General features: G+C 43.2%; 15 protein-coding genes and 1 pseudogene. 8 read left to right on the forward strand and 8 right to left on the reverse strand.

The genetic code is table 11. The features are described 5' to 3' along the window. Positions 1 to 66 precede the first annotated feature (66 nt). The 3 genes from rtxA to rtxH are packed head-to-tail and all read right to left on the reverse strand — an operon-like array spanning position 67 to position 13586. A complete protein-coding gene (rtxA, locus tag C5471_RS15395; RefSeq protein WP_133814726.1) occupies positions 67 to 12723 on the reverse strand; it encodes an MARTX multifunctional-autoprocessing repeats-in-toxin holotoxin RtxA in 12657 nt (4218 codons plus the stop codon). Positions 12724 to 12752: 29 nt separating this feature from the next. Continuing rightward, positions 12753 to 13214, reverse strand: a complete 462-nt coding sequence (gene rtxC / locus C5471_RS15400) for an RTX toxin-activating lysine-acyltransferase RtxC (RefSeq protein ID WP_133814725.1) — start codon at positions 13212 to 13214, stop codon at positions 12753 to 12755. A gap of 21 nt (positions 13215 to 13235) precedes the next feature. After that, the gene (rtxH, locus tag C5471_RS15405) at positions 13236 to 13586 is read right to left on the reverse strand and encodes a protein RtxH (RefSeq protein WP_133814724.1); all 351 of its coding nucleotides are present in this window, start codon (positions 13584 to 13586) and stop codon (positions 13236 to 13238) included. A 344-nt stretch (positions 13587 to 13930) separates the two neighbouring features. Here rtxH and C5471_RS15410 point away from each other — a divergent pair, with 344 nt between their 5' ends. The 8 genes and pseudogenes from C5471_RS15410 to C5471_RS15445 form a co-directional block, all read left to right on the forward strand. Beyond that, positions 13931 to 16036, forward strand: coding sequence for a peptidase domain-containing ABC transporter (locus tag C5471_RS15410; RefSeq protein ID WP_133814723.1), 2106 nt, complete (start codon positions 13931 to 13933; stop codon positions 16034 to 16036). Next, a complete protein-coding gene (locus C5471_RS15415) occupies positions 16029 to 17384 on the forward strand; it encodes an HlyD family type I secretion periplasmic adaptor subunit (RefSeq protein ID WP_133814722.1) in 1356 nt (451 codons plus the stop codon). Before C5471_RS15410 ends, C5471_RS15415 begins: the two co-directional genes overlap by 8 nt. Before the next feature lie 2 nt (positions 17385 to 17386). After that, the gene (locus C5471_RS15420; protein ID WP_133814721.1) at positions 17387 to 19528 is read left to right on the forward strand and encodes a type I secretion system permease/ATPase; all 2142 of its coding nucleotides are present in this window, start codon (positions 17387 to 17389) and stop codon (positions 19526 to 19528) included. A gap of 186 nt (positions 19529 to 19714) precedes the next feature. Then, positions 19715 to 20683: a GlxA family transcriptional regulator gene (locus tag C5471_RS15425; protein WP_133814720.1), complete on the forward strand. Its 969-nt coding sequence runs from the start codon at positions 19715 to 19717 to the stop codon at positions 20681 to 20683. Positions 20684 to 20822: 139 nt separating this feature from the next. Continuing rightward, positions 20823 to 21110 (forward strand): LexA regulated protein, encoded by a 288-nt coding sequence (gene ybfE, locus C5471_RS15430; protein WP_133814719.1) that lies wholly within the window; start codon positions 20823 to 20825, stop codon positions 21108 to 21110. Between the two features lie 172 nt (positions 21111 to 21282). Continuing rightward, positions 21283 to 21813 carry a flavodoxin FldA gene (gene fldA, locus C5471_RS15435; RefSeq protein ID WP_133814718.1) on the forward strand — a complete coding sequence of 177 codons (531 nt, stop codon included), beginning with the start codon at positions 21283 to 21285 and terminating at the stop codon, positions 21811 to 21813. Positions 21814 to 22181: 368 nt separating this feature from the next. Further along, complete coding sequence (fur, locus tag C5471_RS15440) at positions 22182 to 22628, forward strand: ferric iron uptake transcriptional regulator (RefSeq protein ID WP_133814717.1); 447 nt, start codon at positions 22182 to 22184, stop codon at positions 22626 to 22628. A 63-nt stretch (positions 22629 to 22691) separates the two neighbouring features. Then, a pseudogene (locus tag C5471_RS15445) lies at positions 22692 to 22800 on the forward strand (transposase); the annotation flags it as partial. Between the two features lie 163 nt (positions 22801 to 22963). Here the strand turns inward: C5471_RS15445 and C5471_RS15450 are convergent. The 5 genes from C5471_RS15450 to C5471_RS15470 all read right to left on the reverse strand — a co-directional run bounded on the left by C5471_RS15450 (position 22964) and on the right by C5471_RS15470 (position 26427). Continuing rightward, positions 22964 to 23347, reverse strand: a complete 384-nt coding sequence (locus C5471_RS15450) for a transposase (RefSeq protein WP_242688727.1) — start codon at positions 23345 to 23347, stop codon at positions 22964 to 22966. A gap of 1309 nt (positions 23348 to 24656) precedes the next feature. Continuing rightward, positions 24657 to 24968: a DUF7716 domain-containing protein gene (locus C5471_RS15455; RefSeq protein ID WP_133814716.1), complete on the reverse strand. Its 312-nt coding sequence runs from the start codon at positions 24966 to 24968 to the stop codon at positions 24657 to 24659. 13 nt (positions 24969 to 24981) lie between these two features. Then, entirely contained in the window at positions 24982 to 25416 is a 435-nt protein-coding gene (locus tag C5471_RS15460; protein WP_242688728.1) for an HNH endonuclease, read from the reverse strand. A 282-nt stretch (positions 25417 to 25698) separates the two neighbouring features. Further along, entirely contained in the window at positions 25699 to 26010 is a 312-nt protein-coding gene (locus tag C5471_RS15465; RefSeq protein WP_133814714.1) for a DUF7716 domain-containing protein, read from the reverse strand. A 12-nt stretch (positions 26011 to 26022) separates the two neighbouring features. Then, positions 26023 to 26427 carry an HNH endonuclease gene (locus tag C5471_RS15470; RefSeq protein ID WP_242688729.1) on the reverse strand — a complete coding sequence of 135 codons (405 nt, stop codon included), beginning with the start codon at positions 26425 to 26427 and terminating at the stop codon, positions 26023 to 26025. Positions 26428 to 26606: the final 179 nt, after the last annotated feature.

Genomic DNA, 26606 nt, shown 5'->3' on the forward strand with positions numbered 1-26606 from the left:
AAGAATGGCTCACCTATTCTGTGAGCCATTTTCATTATTCATTCTACTTTTAGTATAGAGAGTTAACTAAGCAAATTTTCCTTTCTCTATAATGGTATCTGTCCACGCCGTCGTAATAGCAACTTTCGCTTTACCGACTAAATTTTCAATAAAACCATTATCGCCCGCGGTAGGTGCAAAACTACTCATTGCCTGGATCAATGAATCAACCGCGTTATCTGAAAGCGCAGTAAATTCACGCTCTCCCAATGCGTTCTTATCACTCATCTGAACCACCAATTTAGCGCGATTGCCATTAAAGTAATTATTAAAGGTAACTGAACCTAACGATTCAAAGATACCCTGAGCGGTTTTATCCTGAGTATAACGGTTCACTGACAATACCAAATCGTATCCACTACGCTGGAACCATAGGTTTTGCCAGTTAATATCATTAAAGACGATCATATCTTCTGCACTGATATCATTTACCAGGTTATCAATCACCTTGCCGCTGACCACAAAGCTGTCTACACCTGCGCCGCCTGTAAATTTATTCTGGTAACCGCCCAGCACCAGCAGATCCTGACCATCACCGCCATCAAACTGGCTGAACTTCGAAATGGTTTCCGCTATCAGATGATCATCACCATCACCACCATTGATAACCGCATGGTAGCCCATCAGCTTAATGCTATCATTGCCTGAATGACCGCCGATCCAGTTGTCATTACCAAAGACCCTGGCAAAATCATTCCCTTTACCAAGCTCAACCCGGTTGTTATTACCGATGGTCACGACATAATCCTGATCTTCTCCGGCATCCACCTGGTTGTAGTTCCCTGAGGCCACGACATAATCCCGGCCTTTTCCAGCATCAATCAAACCGCCTTCACCAAAGACAAATGCTTGATCATCACCCTCACCCATAAAGACATGGTTAATACGCCCGGCAACAACTGCGGTATCATCCCCTTGGCCGCCAAACATCGTATTTTCACGCCCCATCAGGACCCCCAGATCCTGACCTTCACCTCCGGTGAAAATATTGGATACCCCTGTCGCGTAGTAAACGTCATCACCACGACCTCCCCAGAAGTTGTTGTTATCGCCCAGATAAGCACCGAGATCTTTTCCGTCGCCGCCCCAGTTTAAGTTGTAGTTACCCAACGATATGTGGATGTCGCCATCCCCTTGCAAATGACCACTATTACGCAGGAAATCGAATGTTTTCTCTTGCATATTGAGCAAATCAGCCGTCAGATTCTCTTTGAGATTGGTCACCAACGATGCCATCTCTTCTTGCTTGTCTTTACTGAATATCGTCGCAAACAGGTTAGGCAGATTCAGTGAATTAAAGCCAAACGCACGCTCCAGTTTAGTGCTGTCAGTAACTGGAGCACTGATTTGTGCTTTTTCAGTATCGACTACTGAAACTTTGCCTGTTTCATTTCCATCAGGCTCTTTCTCTTTCAGGCCATGGCTTTCCGCAAATGATCTGATGCCATCCTTACCCATGTTGAGATGAGATTTCAAGCCATCAAGCAGTTTACTTGGATCAGTGAAGGCTTGCAGTTGTTCACCACTGAATTGCCCAATGACTTCAATCATCTCTTTCAGAATAGCCACGCCATCCACAGGCTCGCCTGTGCGGGAAACAATCCGGCCATCCGCGGTGTAATCCACACCAAAGATATCCGCTAAAGTGGTATCAGCCCCCACTTCCGCCAATCGACCAAGCAGCTTGTTTTTAAGCTGACGCGGCAAATCCTGCGGGTTATAGGTGAAGGTGGTCTTCGCCATACCCGTTGCCGAATATTGCTGAGTCATCAAACCAAGTAAGGAACCTAGGTTAGTATCCAGAATAGAGTGGATATTGTCACCAAACATCAAGTTCCAGTTACCGGTTGTCACCTGAATATCCGCACCCTGACCACCGACCGCAAAGTTAAAGGCCAGTTTCTCATTGGCTTGACGGAATTTATCTGCACGGCTCATTTTGCCCATATCAGCGTTATTGCTATTACTACTTAACCACTGGTTAAATTTCTTATTCAACGCGGCTTCAGTATCATTTCTCTGGCCACGGCTGCTGCGTTCATGCTGAGAATCCAGATCAACCAAAGTGTTGTAATCCACACTGCTGGTCTGGTCTAAGCCAGACATATCCTGAACAAATTTCTTCGCACCAGACAATGTCCATTGCTGATCTTGTACCGCTAACCAATCTTGTTTCTCACCGGAATCGGCAATGTTTTGCAGTACGCCGGAAATACGTGCGGCACCATCAAATGGATTAACCAGTGGTGGCGTCGGGATTGATTTATCCATCATGATCATCAGGTCATTACTGCGGCCCACGTTGAAGCTAACGTTACGGTTACCAATAAACATTTGTGCCCCTTCAAGCGCCTGATAGCCGCCGATATTCACGCTATGTTTACTGCCGCCATGACCAATGTGAACCATCACATTGTTGTCACCGAAAGCTAATGATTTAAAACCGCCATTGCCCACCTTGATACCTAAGTTCGACGTCCCCCAGTTAAGTAAGGTCGTTTCACCATTCCCCACATGCACCTGGATATTGCCGGAGTAACTGAGCTGATTATTTGATACGTTACCTGAGTCAATTTCAGTCTTGTTTTTACGCTTCTCTGGCGCAGTGAAAATATCGGCATTATCCGCAATAACGCCTTTAGCCGGTGTATCCACATCCGTGATACCAACACGGGAGAGGTCAATATCCCCTTCAGCAATACCACGACGAACCCGCTCTGAATGGGTTTCAAGTTCGCCTTTCTCATCCCAGCTCAATACGATTTTGTTATCAGCCAGGTTATTGACCCATTGATTATTTTCATCCCGGGTAAATTTACGTCCGGTGACATCAACAGCAACATCACTACGGCGAGCCGAAACACTCGTGTGGATATCTTGCGCCTTTAAAGCAGTGATAAAGTGACGGGCAAAACCATCCCGTTTATCATCACTAATCAGTGAACAGCCCACAATACTGATGTGATCTGGCTTACCTGCCTGACTAAAGTTCTGACTGAACTGTTTCAGGTTTCTTGCTAGTTCATCCGCACTGTAACCACTTATATGGGTATGATTCTGTGTTGATTCATCACGTCCATGCCCCACAACCTGCCAGCGTAGCTTATCCGATGGTTTAAATTTAGAGGCATCACCATAGACGACACGGTGTTGACCATCAGAATCAAGCTGAACAACCACACTGGAATCTGGGTGTTTACCCGCCAAGTCTGCCGCCGCTTTGGCTGCCACAGGATCATCTTCCATCTGGATAATGATCTGACCATCAAAGCGCGTTTCGCTACCATCGGTTTGTTGTGTAACGGCAATGCGATCCCAAGATTCAACATCTTTGTTTTTTAGAACAGTGTCTGACGATAATTTTCCCAGCACAGATACCGTTACATCACCATTCGCCGAACCTTTCAATATCAATTTACTGACAGTCGGATCAGCAAATATCTGACCGATATTCAACTGTACGAAACTGGCTGCTTGTTTAAAGTTGTTGCTTTCTACTTCAACAGAAACCTTCCGGCCTTTCTTATCCGTGACTTCCAGAGTGATAACATCTTCACGGTAATCCACGATCCGCCCTTTGACACCTGAATCCAGCGAAAACATTTTTTCCTGCTCTTTCAGTGCACGCAATACATAACTTTGTTCACCCTCACGCGCCTGTTTCCAAGTACTGTCATAATCCGTAACATCACTACCTTCAAATATATTATAGTTAATATTGAAGCTTAGTTTTGAACTGCCCTCTGGGCTGGCAGGAGCATATTGATAACCTATAAGAGATCGGTAACCTGTGACAATGCTCTTATGGAAAGAATCCATAAAACGGCGAAAATCATCATAGTGATCAAACGAGTTAGCGCCAAAGTTAGGATCGAAGAATGACCAGATTGTCCGAGCTTCGCTCTTATGCACAACTACCGACATGGCATGATCTTCAGACATAAATGTCATATAAGTCGATTGCTTCACATTGCGCAGTTGCTCCATAACAGACTCATAGCCACCAGAATCATGATTCAACGGATCACCGCTCCTCGCTCCTGTTAACCCATTTGCTTTTAACCTTGCACTATAGTCAATATTTCCCTTCGCCTTCTCGATCAAACTGCCAGCATCAAGTTGTTGAAAATGTTGTATTGACAACAACTTTTCGATAGCGGGGCCAGCTTTCTGACGGCGATATTGATTAAGCAAAGAAGATTCAACAGAGTTGATGTCGGTTTTCTTATTCACGGCGTTGTCGTTGTAGGCTTTAACCACATCCTTCAACCATGCCATATAAGCTTTTCCGCCTCCCACGCCATTCACACGTTCTTCCATCATATAGCGGGAAGACAGAGCAAAGCATATTCCTTCCAGAAACTCTTTAGACTGAACGTCATTACCATTGGTCAGGCGAACATGACCAATTTCTGGCACAAGCTTCTTAAGCTCGCCCAACAAATCCTCATTCTGACTAAAGTGGAATGAGTAATCAGCCAGTTGTTTTCCACCTGCTTTAAGGTCAAAAATGGTATAACCCACTTCTTGGAATAAGTTTTTTTTTGCCACATCATGATTTTCGCTCTGAGAGCCAGAAGGTATCGACACATGCTCAATCGCCTGATGGATCTTTCTTAAACCAGAAATATCAATACCTTTACCATCGTTCGATAAATCACTGGCTTTCAGATTCGAGAAAACGGCATCAGAAACATCCTGACCATATTCTTTAATAACCGCCGCTTTGACTTGCTCAACCGCTTTATCAGCACTTTCCGCTTTCTGATTAATATGAATATTTGCCTTGCCTCGAGTGACAAAATCACCATTTTCATCAATATAAAGGTGTTTTGAATCCTTAAGATTGGCATTGACAAGCTTATCGTACAAGCTACTGAAATCCCTTGGTTCTGAGATCCTCACTGTAGATTCAGTAAATATCATCGATTCTTCAAAGCGTGTGTTAATTTGAGACAACAAGGCCTTCATTGCCGGTACACGATCTGAATCAGGATGACCTAAGAGATAGCCTTCAACCTGTTGGCGCAAATTGGATAATTTTTCAATCATATCCAATCCATCGTCTTTCCTTCCTTGTCGGGTATTCTGATAACTCTCTAATGCATCAATGACTTTTTGGTAACTGTCCCCACGCATTTTACCCAAAACAGATGCAGCTTCCTGGAACTCACTCACCGACATCAATTTTGGCACGGGCCTCCAGATGCCATTCACTTTCTCAGTAAGAATTCGGGTATGTCCTTGATGATGTGATATAATCCGATCTGCCATGAAATATAACTCATCAGGTAACTGTGCATAATTGTCATAATTAGCAAGAATAAAACGTTCAACTGCTTTCAGCAGATTATTACTGGTCGTATTTTTTACAATAATTCTCTTAATCTCATTGCCACTACCAGGCCATGAACGCACCTCAAATCCTTCATCACTCTTTTGTACTAATAAGTTACGTTCTGTACGTAATCCATAAAACGGCAATGCTTGATTCAGCATCGTGTCGACAGCGCTGAGCTTAATATCGAGATCAACAACGGTATCGGCTTTATAACCACCGGGGTTAACTGCCTGCCGTTTTTCTTGCTCTTCAATAGTCAAAGCATCAAACCGTGCCTGCACAGTAATCCCCGCCTCGGTTAATTTGCGGCCAATAGATTCTGTCGGCAACCCTTTATATTCACTTGCCGGTTTATCCAACAATCGAATTTCACCCACTAATCCTTCACGTTGTAGTTTACGCAATACAGGTAATTCAACATTCCAGAAATAGTTACCAAGACGTAAGCCCCCCTCAGAGATCAAATAAACATCACCACGCGATCCTGCTGCATAGACGGAACTCCAGAAACCAGTGTTGCTATACGTAGCAGCATCAATTGCCGCTCTTAGCGCTTTATGCTCACTATTTTCCAGATCGGCAAGGTACATGATTCCCCAACGCATGAGTTGCTGATTGAGTTGAATCGCAAAAGCATTTCCCTGCACATCAAGATCGTAAACAATTTTCTTACCATCCGGTTGTGCTGCCTCAAGAACATCTCGATGCTTTCTAAAACTCTTCCCGGACCAGAATGAAACAATACTTTTGTCATCACGAGCAGGTTCAAAGCTATAGCCATAGCTGTCTATTTTGGCAATAAATTCAACTCGTTTATTCCAGTCATAATCCAGAGTCGCGTCAACAAACAGTTTCGCTAAAGATGCAATTTCATTCTCAGGTACATTGTTTTTGGCATTGGGATTCCTGAGATGCTTTTCAACAAAAGTTACTATACGTTGCCTGGTTTTATCAGAAATATCTGCATTAACACGCTTAAATCCGGGAACAGGAATATATCCGTCCGACGCACTATGGTTACCATTATCAAGCCAACGGTAGATGTGAGCGACTTTCTGTGCACGACTGAGTACGGAAGACTCGATCGCCTTCTTTTTGCTTTCCCCCAATCCTTCCAGATTGATACCAGACATTATCGGCGCTTTTCTGATGAGTTCACGCGTCTCATGTAAAGGAGGTATCACAATGTTGTCAGATTGTGTTTCAACAGACCGCGGAGTAAGCGAAACACCGGTATTTTTCGCACGAACTCCCGCGTTGATCTGCAACCGGCTAACAGCCTGTTTAGCATTCTCTAACGCTTGCAATTCTTCTTCAGTCAGCCCTTGATAATATCTGTTTCTCGCTTCTGGCATCGATTCAGGATCAATATGGCTGCCGGTTTCCCCCGCTCCTGTTGACTCATAGGCTTTTTCTCCTGACAAACCGCTGCCACTTGCACCAATGCGAGCAGGTTTGGAATCACTCAATTTCGCCCCTTTAGCATCAGCTTGAGTCTGAGCGGCTTGACTCTCCGCCGCTGCGGTATCACGCTTACCACGGCTTTCTGCATTCTGATACGCAATATTGGCGTTATCCTTCGCCTTTTCTGCCTGCTGCTGCTGTGAAAGTGCGTCTTCTTTTCTCCGATCTGCTTTGAATTGCGCACCTACACCATCAAGAATTGCCTTATCACGATTTTGTTTACCTTTTTCGGCACCAGCTTCTGATAGCACCACGGTATCTTTTACTTTTTGCTGTGTATCAATAGTATCCCGATGTATATCTGCCAGCCGTTTTTCTAATGTCGGTTTGATGTCATCCAGCCGTTTCTGGATCTCCTCAGAGATTCCTCCCGTATAGTCGAGATAATGGCTATCTAACTCACGGCTATTATCAGTCTCATCTTTAAGTTGTTTAAACCTGTCAGCTATTAAAGTCAGCTCTTCAGTCACTGCCTGAGCTTCTTCTTTTATTGCATCACTCTGCACTTGCCCATTCCGGTTAAGCGCTTCCCGATCTGTTGATTCCAATTGAGATTGTGATTTTGCAATGGCCGCCAGTTGATTATTTTTTTCTTGTTCTAAATGCTGACGATCTTTTTCGGCTCTTTCTTTATCACTTAACGCACTTTGAGCAGTTTTATCCTGCTTCGCCTGTTCGGTAACCATATTGACTTGCAATGGACTTTCAGATTTCGCAACAATATTGTCCAGAATATAGCCAATACCATTATCATCACCGATACCTTTAAATTCGATTCGGTTAATACCCGCTTTCGCGATTAATTCCAGTGTCTTATGCTGCCACGCAGCATCACCATTTGTAATGGTAAATTTACTTTCACCATTCCAAATAACTTCCATGCCTTCATTAAACGTAATGCTATTTGCACGTTTTGCAAAATCAAAGCTTAATGAAATGACTTCACCTTCAAACCGGTTTTTCAGATCCTGGTAAATAGTCGTACTGGTATCCACATCAAGTTCACTGACCCGTGAGCCATGACCTGTGTTATCAAGGCCGTAAGCACTTGCCGCATTATAGGCTTCAACGCCATTGGTTGACTGCCAGCTTTGATCACCTCGTTCAAAGTCACCATTCAGAATCAATGACATTTCAGATTTTACAACGACATTATCTAAGATATAGCCTAGCCCATCATTCCAGCCCATACCTTTAAATTCAATTCGGTTAGTACCTTCTTGTGCGGTTAATTGCAGTGTCTTGTTTTGCCATTCAACTTCGTTGCCAGAGGTTGAGAAGATACTTTTACCATTCCATAGCACGTCCATACCTTCGCTTGAAGCAAGACCTGAACGTTTAGCAAAGTCAAAGCTCAGTGAAACCACTTCGCCTTCAGACAGATTTTGCAGCTCCTGCGAAAGCGTGGTGTTAACATTTACATCAAGTTCACTGACTCGTTTTCCATGACCCGCATTATTAAGGCCGTAAGCATTCGCCGGATTATATGCCTCAACACCATGAGTTGACTGCCAACCTTGATTACCTTGTTCAAAGTCACCATTGACGATCAGGTTTTGGTTCCGATCCGATCCCGATCGCGTTTTTCGATTCAGCGAACCAGCTAAAGAACTTTCTATTGAGTCAATATCAGGCACTTCTACCGCTGTTACAGAACAACTCAGACGACCACTTAAGTCCGAACCAACTTGATCAATTTCATCCATCTTAAAACCATCAATGGTAGAAACTTCGGTTAAGTTAATTGCACCTCTGCCTTTGTGAGTGCCTGACGTATTAGCCTCATCCCCATGCACCAGATAGTTAATCGCCTGACTACCTCCTACACCGAGTACAGTTTGTTTAATATTGTCGAAGAAAGAAGCAAGTTTGTTGCTTTCTGTATTACTCGATGCAACCGCCAAGCTGTAAAAATCACCATCACCAATCTTAATTGCCACGTTGTTATGTGCATAAGAGGCATTTACATCTAAACCATGGCCAACCTGAATATTAGCGTTGCCCTGGCCTTTCATTACCGCAATATTGAGGCCATTGCCAACTTTGGTATTGACGTTATATTTCCCCCACGCCACGTTAACCGAAATACCATCACCCACATGGGTGTTAATATTAGTGTCACCATGAGCAGCAGTTACATTTAAGCCATTGCCTACTGTCGCGGTTACGTTAGCTTTCCCTTTTGCCACCGTCACCTGCATACCGTCACCCACTTTGGTGACGACATTGCCTTCGCTCCATAAGACGTTAAAACTGTCGCCCTTACCTACCTGAGTAACAATATTAGCCTTGCCTTTAGCAAGCACCACATTGCGTCCATCTCCTACCTTGGTGATAACGTTAGCTTCGCCCCAAGCACCCGTGTAGTCATCTCCGTTACCCACATGAGTAATGATATTGGCATCACCCTGAACCACCGTGACTTCTTGTCCATTCCCCACTTTGGTAATGAGATTGGCTTTACCTTTGGCGAAGTTGTAACGGTCGCCATCACCAACCTGCGTCAGAATATTGACTTCCCCCCAAGCCGCGTTCACCCCGGCACCATCTCCAATTTTGGTAATAAGATTGGCTTTACCTTTGGCAAAACCCACCGTCGTCCCTTTTCCAACATGAGTCATCACGTTACCCACATCGGAAATAAGCAGGCCGATCGTGGTACCGTCTCCCACTTTGGTCAGAATATTGCCTTTGCCAAACAGGATACCAGCGGTTGTCGCGCCGCCAACATGCGTAACAACATTCGCTTTCGCCGCGGCAACAACCCCCATAAAATCATCACCCACTTTGGTAACGATATTGGCCTCACCTAGTGCTAACACGCCGGTTAAACCACTCCCGACATGGGTCATAATATTGGCTTTACCAAACATTGCCGCCAGCGTTGTACCCTCACCGACTTTGGTCATCACGTTCAGTTCACCGGCAACCAAACCGATACTGGTGCCATCACCCATATGCGAATAGATATTGGTTTTCCCTATCATTAAGGCGGCGGTCAGGTTATTACCGACTTTGGTCAGCACATTGGCGCCACCAATCATGGCGGCAAAAGTATCGCCATCCCCCACATGGGTAAAGATATTGGCCTGACCAATCATTGCTGACAGAGCCATGCCGTTACCCACTTTGGTGGCGATATTGCCTTTTGCCAGCATCAGAGCAACGCTGGTACCGTCGCCAATATGAGTAAACACATTGCCCGCAGCTACCATCAATGCCAGCGCGTTACCGTTACCCACTTTGGTAAAGACGTTCACTGCACCGCCCATTAACGCCCATGCATCCCCTTTGCCGACCTGAGTAAACAGGTTGCCTGCACCAATCATGGCCGCAATCGATGTACCCTCCCCGACTGTGGTGAAGATATTTCCTGCCGCGACCATCACACCCAGTGTCAAACCTTCACCAACATGGGTCAATACGTTACCAATGCCAAACATGATGCCGGTCGTGTCACCCTTTCCAACTTTGGTCAAAACATTAGCGCCCCCGAGCATAACGCCCGTGGTATTACCGTCACCGATATGCGTGAGAACATTGGCACCACCACCCATTACCGCCAAGGCATTGCCTTTCCCTTTCTTGGTAAAGATGTTGGCTCCACCCAGCGCAATGACGGTGGTGTCAGCAGTTTCGATCTCATCACTGAGATGAGTGATAATATTGGCGCCACCGAACATACCGGAAACCAGATCTCCCGCACCGAGCTTAGTGAGCACGTTAGCGCCCCCCAAAAGTACGGAGGAGATATCCCCTGTTCCCGCCTGGGTGATGACATTAAAACCGCCCACACCAGACCAGTTCCCATTGCCATTACCGATTTGGGTATGAGTGTTGTACCCGCCCAACATCAGCACCCGGCTGTTACCACCGCCTTTGTGGATCGAAATATTGCCATAAGCCAAAAGATGAGCCAGGTATTGTCCATCCCCAACACGCACAAGAACATTTACCGCGCCACCAGCATAAACATCCATTTTCCCGCTCTGGCTTTGGTGAACCAGAACATTGGCTAAACCCGCACCATGAAATGTCAGATCGCCCTTTTCACCACGTTTTACAATGACGTTAGCTGCACCAGCTCCATCAAAACTCGTATCACCGAATTCTGAGCCGTGTAAAATGACGTTCGCCGCCCCTGCACCCTTAAAATTAACATTTCCTCGCGTGACATTAGATTTAATAACGTTTCCACCACCCACACCGCTAAAATTAACGTAACCACTGCTTGTGGATGACTTTACAAAGTCTTGCTGACGATATTCTTCACTATGTACTAATCGATGGGAGGTACGGCGCACCGTATTAACACCATATTGAAGCTGGCTTAACGTGTAACCGGGACCAATAGAGGTATATCCGTTAGCATAGGAAAGCTCTTTATTAGCCAAATTACGCGTATGATCGCCTGCTTTGTACCATGCTAGTGCGTTGTATTTCAGTTGCCTTGTATCAGGATCGTTTTTCAACTGAACTTCAACGATTTTGGTATATCGCCCCATGACCTTGGCATATACATAAGTATTGGGCTGCCGGTTCGATTTGACTGGGGAAACATCGACTTTGCGACCATCAGAGAAGATCGCATATCCCCCCATTTTGGCATCACCTAGCAAGATATCCTCTGCTTTAATCACCATGCCATCCGCATAGGTTACCCACTGATCTATCAGCAGGCTTTCCTCAATAGCATGAATCTCGATGGGTTGCTGATGCTCAAAAACCAAACTGGAGAGACGGTAAGCGCCATTAGCGTTTACCGCGACAAATCCATTGCCTGACGAAATTTCTTTCACAGCAAGATCTTTAAGGTGATTACCTGCTTTATACCAAGAAGTGGCATGATAACCGAGTCTACCCGTGGTGGGATTATTTTGAAGCTGGACTTTGCTGATTTTAGTGTACATTTTGTCAGCAAACGCAAAAAGATAGGTATCCGGTTCGACGGTTGATTTAATACCTGTAACGTGCTGAAACTCCTGGCTCCCGTTTCCTCCCATCGTTGCTGTCATCAATACGATTTCTTTAGCTTTAGCAAATTCCAGTGTCTCATCATCGAAATTGCTATTCGCGTCTATTCTGGTGATTTCATTGTAAGCACCCGCACCGGAGAAATTAATATTGCCATGTGCGACATCAGAATAGAGTTTGTTATAACCGCCCGCACCTTCAAAAGTAATATCACCGCCGGTCTGTTCATACCGATCTTCATTTTGGCGTACACGCTCAATGCGATTCGATGCCCCCGCACCACGTAAGATAATGTTACCTTCTTTACCTTTGCGTACGATGTGATTATCAGCACCTGCCCCATGAAATGTAACGTTACCGCTCTCTACTCGTGAATTGATGCTGTTTGCAGCGCCTGCGCCATTAAAAGTCACATTTCCCTGTGAATCTTGATAACGGTTAAACCAGGTATGGTCAATGTCATTGTATGCCCCTGCACCGGCAAAATCTAAATTTCCCCTGTTAGTTTCATGCCATAACTTATTGTATCCACCGACCCCTTTAAAATTTGTATCACCAGACAAACCTTTACGAACCAGTTTGTTGTAGCCGGCGGCACCCGAATAATTTAAATTTCCCGTATCACCCGTGTGATTAATAAAAGCTGCACCGGCTGCACCCGCAAATGACAGACTACCATTTCCCGTTTTACTAATGCCGGTGTAACCTGAAGCTCCCTTTACCGCAAGGTCACCATCTGTATGGTATACATCGACTTTAAATGAACCAACAGTAACATCATCATTTCCGCCATAAGCATAAACTTCACCACCAACACCAATAGCAGTAATACTATTACCATCATTATCGTCGTAGTATTTTCCAGTAAAGAAGTACTCGGTACTTCTATTCGATGATTTCCCCATGAGAAAGCCTTTAAATAATAATATAGAAATTAAACAAAAAACCACTGCACCTGACGAATACAGCGATTGTTTTGGACATCAAGTTTCCCACGGACAGTACAAGCCTTCTGGCCTTTCCACGGCAAAAAGACACGGCGGCGTAAATCCCTGGCAACTTCGCGGCCATGTCCAAAAGGCGCAATCATTTCGGGAAAAAAAATATACGGTCCTGAACGCCAGTCCGTATGGATAATCTCTCTTTCTCCGGAAAGAATCTCTTCCCGGTTTTGTTCAGATAAAAAAGCCCAATTACAAAAAGCAATTGGGCGCCCTTGTTCATCTGCATAGTAGCAAAACTGATTCAGTTCAAACGCAGGCAAGATACGCTGTTGCCACTCGGACACAAGGTACCTTCGATGCAGAGGAGAATACTGACTCAGCAGCATCACTCCTCCGATCATTGCCTGAATTTCTGCGGTATTCAGTTTCGCTGGTTGATGTATAATCGCCATGCGTTACTTAACCGTCAGGTGTTATTTTGCGTTTTTAGATGGGCGTTTCTTAGAATTAGCAGGTTCTTCCACCATAGATTCTAACGCTGTTTGTTCTTCTGTGACTTGCGGAGCAGGTAAAAACCCGGCCGCGACCAGTTTGTCAAACTCAGCCGCCATACGTGGATCTTCCAACATATTTTTAACCATAGAAACCATATACATAAATCCTGATGCAGGCATATGGATGACTTGCTTTAATTCAAGTTCATTATCATTTTCTGCCATTATTCCATTCGCCATCCGGTTTTGTTCCTGACCAACGAAATAAAGAGAAAAAACGCCCTTGTTATAATTGACACTAGAGATAGTTTGTACGAATTTTTCAGACATATTTTTTATTTACCAAAAATAAACAATTTACCAATAAAATTAAACAACATTTCTAACAAGTAAAATTTAATTCAGAAGTGTCCTGAATTTATATATCCATAATGTTTGAAAGGTGAGTGAATCAATAAAATAATATAGAGAAAAAACTCAAAATCAATATTTTACACATAAAAAGTCTCTTTACCCCCCATATATAGTCCTATTTACCCACACTGTTACCGACAACAAATATAAGATAATTAAGTGACATTAAATTACAACACAACAAACAGGTAACATAATAATCTGGTTCTATTAATATATTATGCAAACATTGTTTATACAAATTCTAAAGATATTTATTCATGAATGAGATTGAGAAATTAACCCTATCATCATTAAAGTTAATACTGATGATTTGCAATGGAAAGAACAATATCAGTGATATTGATAACTTAAAAAACTCTAATTGTTACCATACTTATATAAAGGATATAGAGAAAAAATTTAACTTATCTCTTGTAAATAAGCACTCTGTCAGAAAGAAATATCATGACATACCATTACCCGCAATCTTGTTTGATAATAATGGCCTGCCTTTTGTTTTAGCCAAATCGAACAAAGATAATTCACTCATTCAGAAAGTGAACGAAGAAACCCCAAAAGTATGGTCTACAGAAAAACTAATGGAAGAGTGGAATGGAAAATGGATTAAAGTAAAACAAAAACAAAATAAATTTGACATTAGCTGGTTTATTCCAGAATTTTTGGCGCAAAAGAAAAACCTATGTGAAGTATTGTTATTTTCTTTTGTACTGCAAATTCTTGCCCTAATTTCACCATTAGTTATTCAGGTGGTTATGGATAAGGTCTTAATCCATCAGGCACTATCAACCCTTGATGTATTAGTCTTTGGCTTAATTATCGCAGGCATCATAGAGGTGATTTTACGTGGGTTACGTGAATACCAATACGCTCATACCGCCAACCGAATCGATATCAAACTGGGATTAAAACTGGTCAAGCATCTGTTCGGTCTGCCTTTACTCTTCTTTAAATCCCGTCAGGTGGGTGCGATTGTCACGCGGGTTCGTGAACTGGATACCGTCAGGGAGTTTCTGACCGGTTCAATGTTCACTTTATCCGTTGATGTCCTGTTTATGTTTGTTTTTATCTATGTGATGAGCCTGTTATCCAGCACACTTACCTGGGTTTTTATCGCCACTATCCCTTTTTATGCCATTCTGGCGTGGTGGCTGACTCCCCGTATGGAGAAGGCGGTTGAAGAACAGTTCACTCATGCCGCGATAAATACCTCTTTTCTGACCGAAACCGTTTCCGGTTCTGAAACCCTTAAAAGCCTGGCTGTAGAACCGAGATTCATTCGCCGCTGGGATAGCCAGACAGAGAAGATGGTCGAGACCAGTTATGCAGTACAGCAATTGAGTAATCGCTCAAACCATATTGTCATGCTACTGCAAAAAGTTACCAATGCCGCGATTCTCTGGTTAGGAGCATCAGAGGTTTTATCACTGCAAATGACCATTGGTCAGTTGATCGCTTTCAATATGATGGTCAACCACACTTCCCAACCGTTAGCCCGGCTGGTGGAGTTGTGGGGGCAATTTATCAAAACCCGGGTAGCCGTAGATAAATTAGGCGATATGTTAAATCTACCCACCGAGCAACAATCTGGCCAGCAACAGGTCACGCTGCATGGTGCAGTTTCGTTTAATAACATTGTCTTTCGCTATCAACCAGATATTCCGCCAACCATCAAAGGACTGACCCTTAATATCAGAGCTGGAGAAACCATTGGTATTGTGGGTACTTCCGGTTCCGGGAAAAGCACGCTGGCACGTTTATTACTCCGCCTTTATTCCCCGGAAACAGGCACAATCACCATAGATGGTATTCCATTGCAAAACATAGGTATCGAAACACTCAGACAACAAGTTGGTGTCGTTTTGCAAGAAAATTTCTTATTTAACAAAACAGTATATGAAAATATCGCTCAGTCGAGACCCGATGCCAGCCTGGAATCGGTGATTAAAGTCGCCAAACTGGCAGGCGCTCATGAATTTATTCTCAGGCAGCCGATGGGATATGACACAACCATTGCAGAAGGCGGGCAATCTTTGTCTGGTGGTCAGCGTCAGCGGCTTGCTATTGCCCGGACTCTCCTTGCTGACCCCAAAATCCTCATTCTTGATGAAGCAACCAGCGCGCTTGATGACGAATCACAATCACGCATTCAAGCAAATATGGCAAAAATTGCCCGGGACAGAACCGTTATCACTATCGCCCACCGGCTTTCAACCGTGCGTCATTGTGATCGCATCATTGTGCTTAATCAGGGGGAAATTATCGAACAAGGCTCTCACGATCAGTTGCTTAACTACGGCAAACAGTACCGGAAACTCTGGCAATTACAACAGGAATTAAAACAGGAGGTGCCTTGCCATGATTAAAGCGTTTAAGGATAGAATGAAATCACGGTTGCGCTGTCGCCCACAGCACTATGACTTTTTACCGACACACTTAGCGTTATCACAACGCCCACCGTCACCTTTCGCCCGCTACACCGCCATAACACTCAGTATCGGCATGATCATCGCCTTGCTCTGGGCTTATCTGGGTAAGTTGGATGTTCAGGCAACCGCAACCGGTCGCCTGATTGTCTCTGGCCGTTCTCAGATAATTCAAGCATACGAACAGAGCCGGGTGACCGCTATCCATGTTCAGAATGGGCTGCGGGTAGAGAAAAACGCCCCACTTCTGACCCTCAACACACTCGGTGTTAACCAGGATATCACCCGGTTACTCAAGCAGATCGAGTATCAAGCCCACGAAAAAATTCGTTATCAGGCTTTAACCGAAGGGCAGGAACCCACAGCCCAGACACTGTTTCAATCATTACCGGCATCTCAACAAACACAAGTGGTTGAAAACTATTCCCGTGAGAAAAGAGAATATGAAGCAGGAGTAACAAATCTGAAAGCAGAGATGAACGTGAATCTCTCTTCTCAACAATCACGAAAAAGCGATATTCATGCGCTCACCAAGCTCCGGCAAAATATCAGCCAGCGTTTAAAAGCACGTCAGACCTTAAGTCAAAAACAGGTGATCAGTAAAGTTGAGTATCTTGAACAGGAAAAAGAGTTTCTGGAAACAGAGCGCCTGATTGCCCAACAAAATGCGGAATTTCATGTTCTGCAATCGCAATATATTAGCCTGGAAGAACGCTTAAACAGCCTGAAAACCCAAAAAGAGCGTGAATGGTTTGATAAAAGAAAACAAGCCGAAGTTCAATTGGTCGTTTTAGAGCAAGAGCTGGCAAAAGCTCAGGTACGGGAGCAACTTGAAGTCATTCGCTCACCCGTCACAGGAACAGTTCAACAACTCAGCGTCCATACATTAGGTGCGGTACTGCAACCGGCTCAAAACTTGATGGTGATCGTTCCTGATGACAATGTACAGTTGGCGGAAGTGCAAATTTTAAACAAAGACGCCGGATTTATTTATTCGGGGCAACAAGTCACCATTAAAGTCGATGCCTTCCCATATACGCGTTATGGCACTATCGACGGTGAACTGTTGAGCATATCCAGAGACTCAACCACAGATGAACAGCTAGGATTGGTCTTTCCTGCTCAAGTCAGTCTTAAACGTAATAGCATTGCCATAGACGATACCCAGGTTGAAATTACTCCGGGTATGTCCATTGTCGCCGAAATAAAAACTGATCAACGCCGTGTTATCGATTATCTCCTGAGCCCTATCAGAGAGTATCAATCTGAAGCATTGAGGGAGAAATAATCATGAACCTATTATCTTCTTCTACTGATTCTAGTAACTACACTCATAATCAAGCGCTGAATTGCATCGTCTATGTGGGGAAACAATTTCATAAGTCAGCCACTATCGAGCAACTTCAACACAGCCTGGGTTTTGACTCCTTATATCTGAGTGATTTACAACTGCGTGAAGCTGCCAACGCGATTGGGCTGCACAGTAAAATTGATCGGTTAACCGCCAATACAACGCCGACGCTGCCCTTACCGGCATTGATCGAACGGGAACAACAGTGGTGGGTACTTATTGAAGTCGATAATGACAATATTACCGTTCTCGATCCTGCGACTAAACAAACGCGGTCATTCCCTTTACCTGCTGATGATAAAGAAAGTGGCTATAAAATTCTGTTGATCGCAGATCAGGAATTAACCAAGAAACATATCAAATTCGGCTTGAGTTGGTTTTATCCTTCAATTTTCCGGCAGAAAAGTCAGATAAGAGATCTGTTTTTGTTTGCCATCGTTCTCCAGTTATTTGCACTGGTCAGCCCGATACTGTTTGAAAACATCATCGACAAAGTCTTGGTAGGCCGAAGTTTATCCAGCCTGCATATATTAGGTATCGCTATGCTAGCCATCGCCCTTGCCGAGCCTTTGTATAGTTTTATGCGCAATACCATATTTGGGCACATGGCAAGCCAGATAAATTCTGAGCTCTCCGGGCGACTGTATCGTCATCTGGCAGGATTACCGCTGCAATATTTTAAGCAACGGCAAACAGGGCAGATTATTGCCAGAGTCAGAGAAATGTCTCAAATCCGCCAGTTTCTGACAGGTTCTACCCTGATGCTGTTGCTGGATTTAATTTTCGTCATCATGTTTATTGGCATCATGTTTTATTATGCCTGGATACTAACCTGGATTGTTATTGGCTCACTTTTTGTTTACTTCGCATTCTGGGTAGTCGCCGGGCCGATTATTCGCCGCAAAGTAGAAGCAGAATATGAAACCGATGCAAATGCAACCAGCTTTCTGACCGAAGCCGTCACCGGGATTGAAACCATTAAAACCACCGCGACTGAAAACCGTTTCTTACATCAGTGGCAACGTATTCTCAGCCAGCAGTTGACTAAAAGCTTCGCGGCACAGAAAAGCGGTTTAATCGCAGGACAAGGAATCGATTTTGTCCAGAAATTTACCGCCGCGATCCTCCTATGGTGGGGAGTGACAAAAGTCTTACGCGGTGAACTGACTCCGGGGCAACTGATCGCCTTCAATATGCTGGCCGGACACGTCACGCAACCTATCCTCCGGCTCGCACAGGTTTGGCAAGATTTTCAGCATACGTTAATCGCCTTGAAACGTGTGGGGGATATTCTTGATGAGCCAATGGAAAACAGTAAACAGGGATTAGCTTCTGTACCTGAGCTGGAAGGCCAGATTGAATTCAAAAATATTCGCTTCCGCTACCATGACGACACGCCGGAAGTTCTGGCGAACTTATCGTTATTGATAAAATCGGGTCAATTTATTGGTATAACTGGACCGTCCGGTTCAGGTAAAAGTACTCTCACCCGTTTACTACAAAGGCTGTACGTACCTCAACATGGACAAGTTTTGATTGATGGCATGGATTTAGCTATTGCTGATCCCGTCTCTTTACGCCGCAATATGAGTGTTGTGCTCCAGGAAAGCATCCTGTTTTCTGGCAGCATCACCGATAACATTCGGCTGTGTAAGCCCAACGCAACAGATGCAGAGGTCTATCGTGCCGCTGAGTTAGCCGGGGCCATTAAATTTATTCAATCGCTTCCTCACGGTTTTGCGCATCCCGTTGGGGAAAAAGGCGCAAATCTTTCAGGTGGTCAAAGACAGAGAATCGCATTAGCAAGAGCGCTCCTGGTCAACCCAACTATTCTGATCCTTGATGAAGCCACCTCAGCATTGGACTATGAATCCGAAGCGGCAATCATGGCAAATATGGACGAAATATGCCGTAGCAGAACAGTTATCAGCATTGCTCACAGGCTCAATACAATTCGCCACGCGGATAAAATCTGTGTGTTAGATCAGGGGCAAATTATCGAATTTGACTCGCATGACCAATTGCTCCAGCAAGGCGGCTTATACGCGCATCTGTGGCATCAACAAGTTGGCGAAAACTAAATGACAATTCAGCCAACGCTTAATAAAGATGGAATAGGTTTTGGCTGAAATTATTTCTTATTTTACTTGTTTGTTTAAAAAAATATCTCAATGTAATTAACTTACTTAAATTGTTACAATAAGTTATTAAAATGTTAGACAATGAAATATCTTGATACATCTTAATTTTTAAGTTGGAGAATTCTTATGGACAGGAATCCAGTTTCTTTAAGCGTGTTAGTATTTTCAGGCGGATCTCTGACTTCTATTACTGGCCCAATAGAAGCTTTAACCATTGCCGCTCGTTTAGCCGGAGCGCCAGATCCAGAAATCAATATTGTCACACAGGATAATCAGGACGCTGTCGGGATGGGTGGTGTTCGGCTAAAACCCAATAAACTCATAGGAGAAATAAAACAAACAGATATTGTCTTGGTGGGTTCAATTGGGGCCCCTTATTGCGATTTCGATCTTTGTACTCAAGAAACCTTAGATTGGCTCCAGATGATGGAAGAAAAAAATATTCCTATCGTTTCCGTTTGTACAGGTTCTTTTATACTGGCTAAAGCTAATTTACTCAATAACCGCAAAGCCACCACACACTGGCTATTTACCAACTTATTCAAGGACATGTTTCCGCAAGTACAGTTACATTCAGAAATAAAAGTCACCCGCGATAACAATATTTTTTGTACTTCCGGCCCCTATGAATACAATAATGTGATGATGCATATTATTGAACAGATATATGGTCAAAATACCAGAGAAGCCTGTAGCCAACTGATATTTGGTAATATAAAAGGCGTCCCCCCACATACTCTGGCAAGTTTTGTACCATACCGCCAGCACTCAGACACATTAATCCACAAACTACAGGATTGGATGCATTCTACCCCATCAGACATATTATCGGTCAGCGATTTGGCAGATAAAATTCATTTGTGTGAAAGGCAGATGAAGCGGCGCTTTAAAACAGCGACCGGCCAGACACCGATTCAATATATCCAGCAAATTCGGTTATCCCTGGCAAAATACTGCTTAGAAAAATCGAATAAGACCATAGAAGAAATCAGCCATGAAGTTGGCTATGAAGATACTCGCTACTTCAGAGAGTTATTTAAGAAATTGAATGGGTTAACACCAATCGAGTATCGCAAAAAATACCAGTACCGTTAAAATCGGAACGCAATGGACATCCTTTACGAATAAACAGTGACACGGCTTTTTATCTTTATCAGGCAGTAGCGATACATGGGAAGCTGGGGTATCATGGCGTGCTATATTTTATGGTATACGCCCTTTAGTAGTTGAATTTATGGCAAAAGAACAAATGGATCGCACTACTCTGGATTTGTTCGCAAATGAACGCAGACCGGGGCGCCCAAAAACCAACCCACTTTCCAGGGATGAACAGCTCAGAATCAATAAACGTAACCAGCTTCGCCGTGATAAGGTGCGTGGTCTGCGTCGTGTGGAATTGAAAATAAATGCTGACGCAGTCGATGCGCTGAACTTTCTTGCGCAGCAACGCAATATCAGCCGCAGTGAACTCATTGAGCAGATTTTGCTGGCCCAGTTAGCAGAAAGTAACAACACTGCTTGATAGCATTGAAGGCACGAAATCACACAAATTTGACAGAATTGTCCTTGCTGTTTAGTCAGAATAGGATTTTGTTTTTTTATTAATACAATCAGAATTTTTCTGCTGATTTTGACATTTTATACGTATATCCCAAACATAAATATACAAATAAAACAAGAGGTTATATCATTTTATGGCAATTATAGGTATATTCTTTGGCAGCGATACCGGCAACACAGAAAATATTGCCAAAAAAATCCAGAAAATTCTGGGTTCCGATGTTGCTGAAGTCCACGATATTGCCAAGAGCAGTAAAGAAGATATCGAACAGTTCGATATTCTGCTGCTCGGCATCCCCACCTGGTACTACGGAGAAGCTCAGTGTGACTGGGATGATTTCTTTCCTACTCTGGAGGAGATCGATTTTGACGGGAAGCTAGTTGCTCTTTTCGGTTGCGGCGATCAGGAAGATTACGCGGAATATTTCTGTGATGCGATGGGAACTATCCGTGACATTATTGAACCCCGTGGAGCAATTATTGTTGGTCACTGGCCAACAGCGGGTTATCACTTTGAAGAATCAAAAGGTCTGGCTGATGATAACCATTTCATCGGGCTGGCTATTGATGAAGATCGCCAACCAGAATTAACCGAAGAACGGGTTAATTCCTGGACTAAACAGATCTACGAAGAGATGAGTCTGGCGGAAATTATTGCCGGATAGGAATTTACCTCAATAGACGTATATTGGTGCAGGCCATTTCTTACCAATAGTGAATACGCGGTAGGTGAAGAGCCATTCGCTCTGCTCACCCAATGGGGTCGCGTTCAAAAGCTATCGCTTTTGTCAACACACTGCTCATATCCGCTCTTTTATTATGAAGAATGGCAAAAAAATAACCTAAACATTATAAATAGTAAGGTTATTCCTGCGTTTTACAAATGATTATTCTGGCAAAATGTGTAATGATAGTTAAGGTTAACGTGGTTTTCATTTTCACTAGCCATGCCTATAATCATAATCTGATAACTAACTGGTACTTTTTGAAGTATCGCTAAGTTCACTTTACTGAGTAACAGGACTGAATCCGCATGACCGACAACAATAAGGCATTAAAAGATGCTGGGCTTAAAGTTACACTTCCTCGACTGAAAATACTGGAAGTGTTACAGGATCCTGAATACCACCACGTCAGTGCGGAAGATCTCTACAAAAAACTGATTGATAACGGTGAAGAGATTGGCCTCGCTACTGTCTACCGCGTGTTGAATCAGTTTGATGACGCCGGCATTGTTACCCGTCATAATTTTGAAGGTGGCAAATCGGTTTTTGAACTCACTCAACAGCACCACCACGACCATTTAATCTGTCTGGACTGCGGTAAAGTCATTGAATTCAGAGATAAACAGATCGAAAAACGCCAGAAGAATATCGCTGAACGTTATGGGATCAAACTCTCAAACCACAGTCTTTATTTATATGGTCATTGCTCCGCAGGTAATTGTCGCGAAAACAGTAGTGCACATGACGAGAAGTAATTCATTCCTGAGCCAATAATTTTTTATCTATAGAAAGGAACCCATCAGGGTTCCTTCAGATTGATGATGTTGCTGGGCTATTTATTTGGGGGTGCCCAGTAAACACCGTCTGGTACAGGAAATCCAGGTCAATGTTGCTTACCGCTGGCTCCTGTACCTTGGGCTGACCGAGGATGGTGCGTGCGGCAGTAAGCTATTTGCGTAGCAAGCCTGCTGGCTAATTCGACAAAACCATAACCTGCTTTTTCTTCGAGGGATATCGGTCGTATTGTCGTAGTTTTGAGACTACGGGATAACTAAATGACAAGTTTAAAGCTACAACAAGATCCTTCCAATTAAATATACTTTCGGTAGCTTGAAGGACAGCTAGGTACTGAAAATATATCCTCTAATCTTGCTTGAACAGAACCGATATAGAGTAAAGTCATATTTGGTATTCTGGCGTGATCAGGTGCCACGCCATAACTGACAAAAATACACCCCAAATCTAAACGCGCCAGGTATTCAAGTGCTCTGAACGAGCAGTGGCCTTTCATGACCCCATAAAGCAGGAGCCCCATCATTGAACGGGGAGAATACAGTGTCCTGCCTGTTGAAGCATAATGGCGTTCGAAAGGTACCCAGTTTCGTTCATCCAGAACCTCCAATACAGGTAAATGCTGCGCTTTGACAAACTGACGTTTGGTGTGAGCAGGCGATCCCAGCTTTCGAGTGAACAAGATCTTAATGGATATAAAACACAATTATCATGACAAGAAAATTATTTTGCATTGCCTTGCAATCCAGAATAAATCTTAATAGAAATTAAGAGCGCATATCTCGCCCCCCAAAAAGACAGAATGCAAAGAACTATATCAGGGATATTATTCTCACCATGATGCAAAACATTAATTGATGATAAGTTAATCAATGCTAGAGCAATACAAAGACTAATAATATTCAATATGGCCGATTTCATATTTTTACTCCATATAATAATCATTTAGTTATATCCTGATGCATTGTATTGATATACATTGGATTAAAGTCGTCTTATATGTTATTAATGATGCTTTGTTCCAATAACTTATAAATAAAGGAAAAAAATAGTAAAAATGAGGAGCACATAAAATGAGTGAGAAATACTTCCCATATTTCTATATAAGTAAGAAACCAAGGTATAAGCAAATATAATCATTACATAAAGATACAATTTAATAAGTCACCCTAACATGCTACATTTATTTCCCATATTAATCAAGCCAACTCCATATAAAAAGTGGATTAGGCACACCGGTTCTCGAATTCTGCCATTAACACGGTATTAGCAGCGCCTATTTTTATAAATGACGTGCCAAATATGGCGGAATGGATATTTCCCTGATAGCTCACCTCAAGCACCCTATTTTATTAATAGAAAAGCAATTAAAAACAAATGAAAAATTAGGTAGATATCGATATAATTGAACCTTATTCACCTTTTCAAAGAGGTTGCATTTGATTACATTCCCCCATATTATAAAAATTACCATTCTATATAACACGTAAACGACAATAGCATTTTATGTAAAGATAATTAGAGCCAAAGTAATAACGCATGGGATTTTTATATGGTTATTCCTACTGGATATTAGTGTGTGAAAATGAAAGTTGATTATTAAAAATAACCCACTATTTCTACTCATGTTATTTTTTCGATTAAATTGCAATCGAATCTAGAGATTATCTCTAGAATATGGATTTTATATGGGATTTATTTCGGAAAGAAGCTGCTGAACATCAACGCGTCAAATGGGTAGAAAAAGCATTGCTAATATCTGGAATGCCAACTTGGATAATTAGCGTACTGCCTACTCTCTTTGTACTGATATTTTTAGCATTCCTTGTTTTCAGCAGCTATACACGGCGAATCAATGTTTATGGTGAAAACACAACACAATTTACAGGATATTTAGTTAACCCATATTGAAGCGCTGGCCTACCGTGGCTATGCACCTCGATAGATCATGAATAAAGCCGGAAGATCGCGGAGATCTTCCGGTTGATCTATTAATCCAAGAAATCATCTTTTTCGAGATAATAAACCACAGCTTCTAACAATTCATCGCGGGTTGCATTGGGATGATGCTCTAGTTTGTTGTCGATAATATCTAAAAATGTTGCATATTCCAGCCAACCTTTATATTTATCTTCCATTTCATCCATGTCTTCTTCTTCATCTCTCGTTTCCGGAAGATAATATATTGCATTATTAATACAGCTGATTTCACTCATAAAATCAGCGTTAACAAAAAAATACCATGCTTCTGGGCGCTCTTTATAGATGGACAGCAACCCATCAAAACCTTTGATTGTCCGCATTCAGTGTTCCCCCTTAACGACATCCATTGCCACCACCCCACTTTTTTCGACCGCCTGAACCATCGGGGTGATAGATTTTATGATAAGAATTATGATCTTTACGATCAACTAAGCTTAACTTGCCTGATTCATTTTCATGATGCCAAGTCATTCCCGTAGGAGCATCACCTTTGAAATGGCCACGGCTACTAGGCTGGACATGCTCTACTGTCCCGGGATATTTAGTCTGCATTTCACGCCTGAACTCTAGGTCAGTCTGTAAGCGTTTATAGACGGATGCATTACCCCGTTTAAAATGCTGGCGATCGGATAACTGATATTCAGACGGGTTCAGGGTATGTTCATGGAACATATGATATTTCCCTAAACCCCGTTGCCCTTCCCCTTTGTATAATCCCAGCGGATCGATCCATAACAACGGATTCGGCGCATACGTATACAGATTCAATCCACCTGCCAAGCCAATCGGGTCGGGCGTAATACCTGAACGTATTAAAATGCAGCCCGGTTTACTCGTATCATCCTGATACTCGCCCTTTTAGGGGAGCGCTGCGCGCTATTCAAATTTGTTCCCGACAAATTTGTCTTTATCAAAGTATTGGCCCGCGTAGCGCAAATTTCGCCTAAAGCTAAAGCCCTTTGATGACCAGTCCAGATCAGTGAAGTAATATGCGCCCCGGTAGATCATGATATAAGGCCGGAAGATCGCGGAGATCTTCCGGTTGATCTATTAATCCAAGAAATCATCTTCTTCGAGATAATAAACCACAGCTTCTAACAGTTCATCGCGGGTTGCATTGGGATGATGTTCCAGCTTATTGTCGATGATGGCACGAAATGTTTGATAATCCAGCCAGCCTTTATACTTATCTTCCATTTCATCCATATCAAAATCTTCATCTCTCGTTTCAGAAAGATAGTAGGTTGCACTGTTGATATAGTTAATTTCATTCATAAAATCTGGATCAACAAAAAATCCCATTGCATCTGGACACTCTTTGTAGATGACCAATAATTCATCAAACCCTTTGGCTGTTTTCATTCATTTCTCCTGTTAACGGCATCCATTGCCACCGCCCCACTTTTTACGCCCCCCAGAACCATCAGGATGGTATATTTTGTGATAAGACTTATGGTCATTGTAATCAACCAAACTTAATTTCCCTGACGTGTTTTCATGATGCCAAGTCATATTTTTGGGAGGACGACTACTGAAATTCCCTCTGGCATTTGGTTGAACATGCTCAACTGCCCCCGGATATTTAGTTTGCATTTCACGTCTGAACGCCGGATCTCGCTGCATTCTTTCATATACAGATTGGTTACCCCGCTTAAAGTGCTGGCCATCAGATAACTGATATTCAGACGGGTTCAGCGTATGTTCATGGAAAACATGATACTTCCCTAAACCCCGCTGACCTTCCCCTTTGTATAGTCCGAGAGGATCGATCCACATCATCGGATTGGGGGCATAAGTGTATACGTTCAGGCCCCCTCTCAACCCGATCGGATCTTAGGGACTATCCCGACGCCATCATACCGTTGAGCGGACTTTTCCCCTTGATTTAGCAGCCTTTTTCTCCGCCGCGTTTTCCCACCCTGTTAAAGAACCTATCAACTCGTCCCGACGGGCACTTT

The organism is Photorhabdus tasmaniensis (assembly GCF_011189505.1).
GTDB classification, from domain to species: Bacteria; Pseudomonadota; Gammaproteobacteria; order Enterobacterales; family Enterobacteriaceae; genus Photorhabdus; species Photorhabdus tasmaniensis.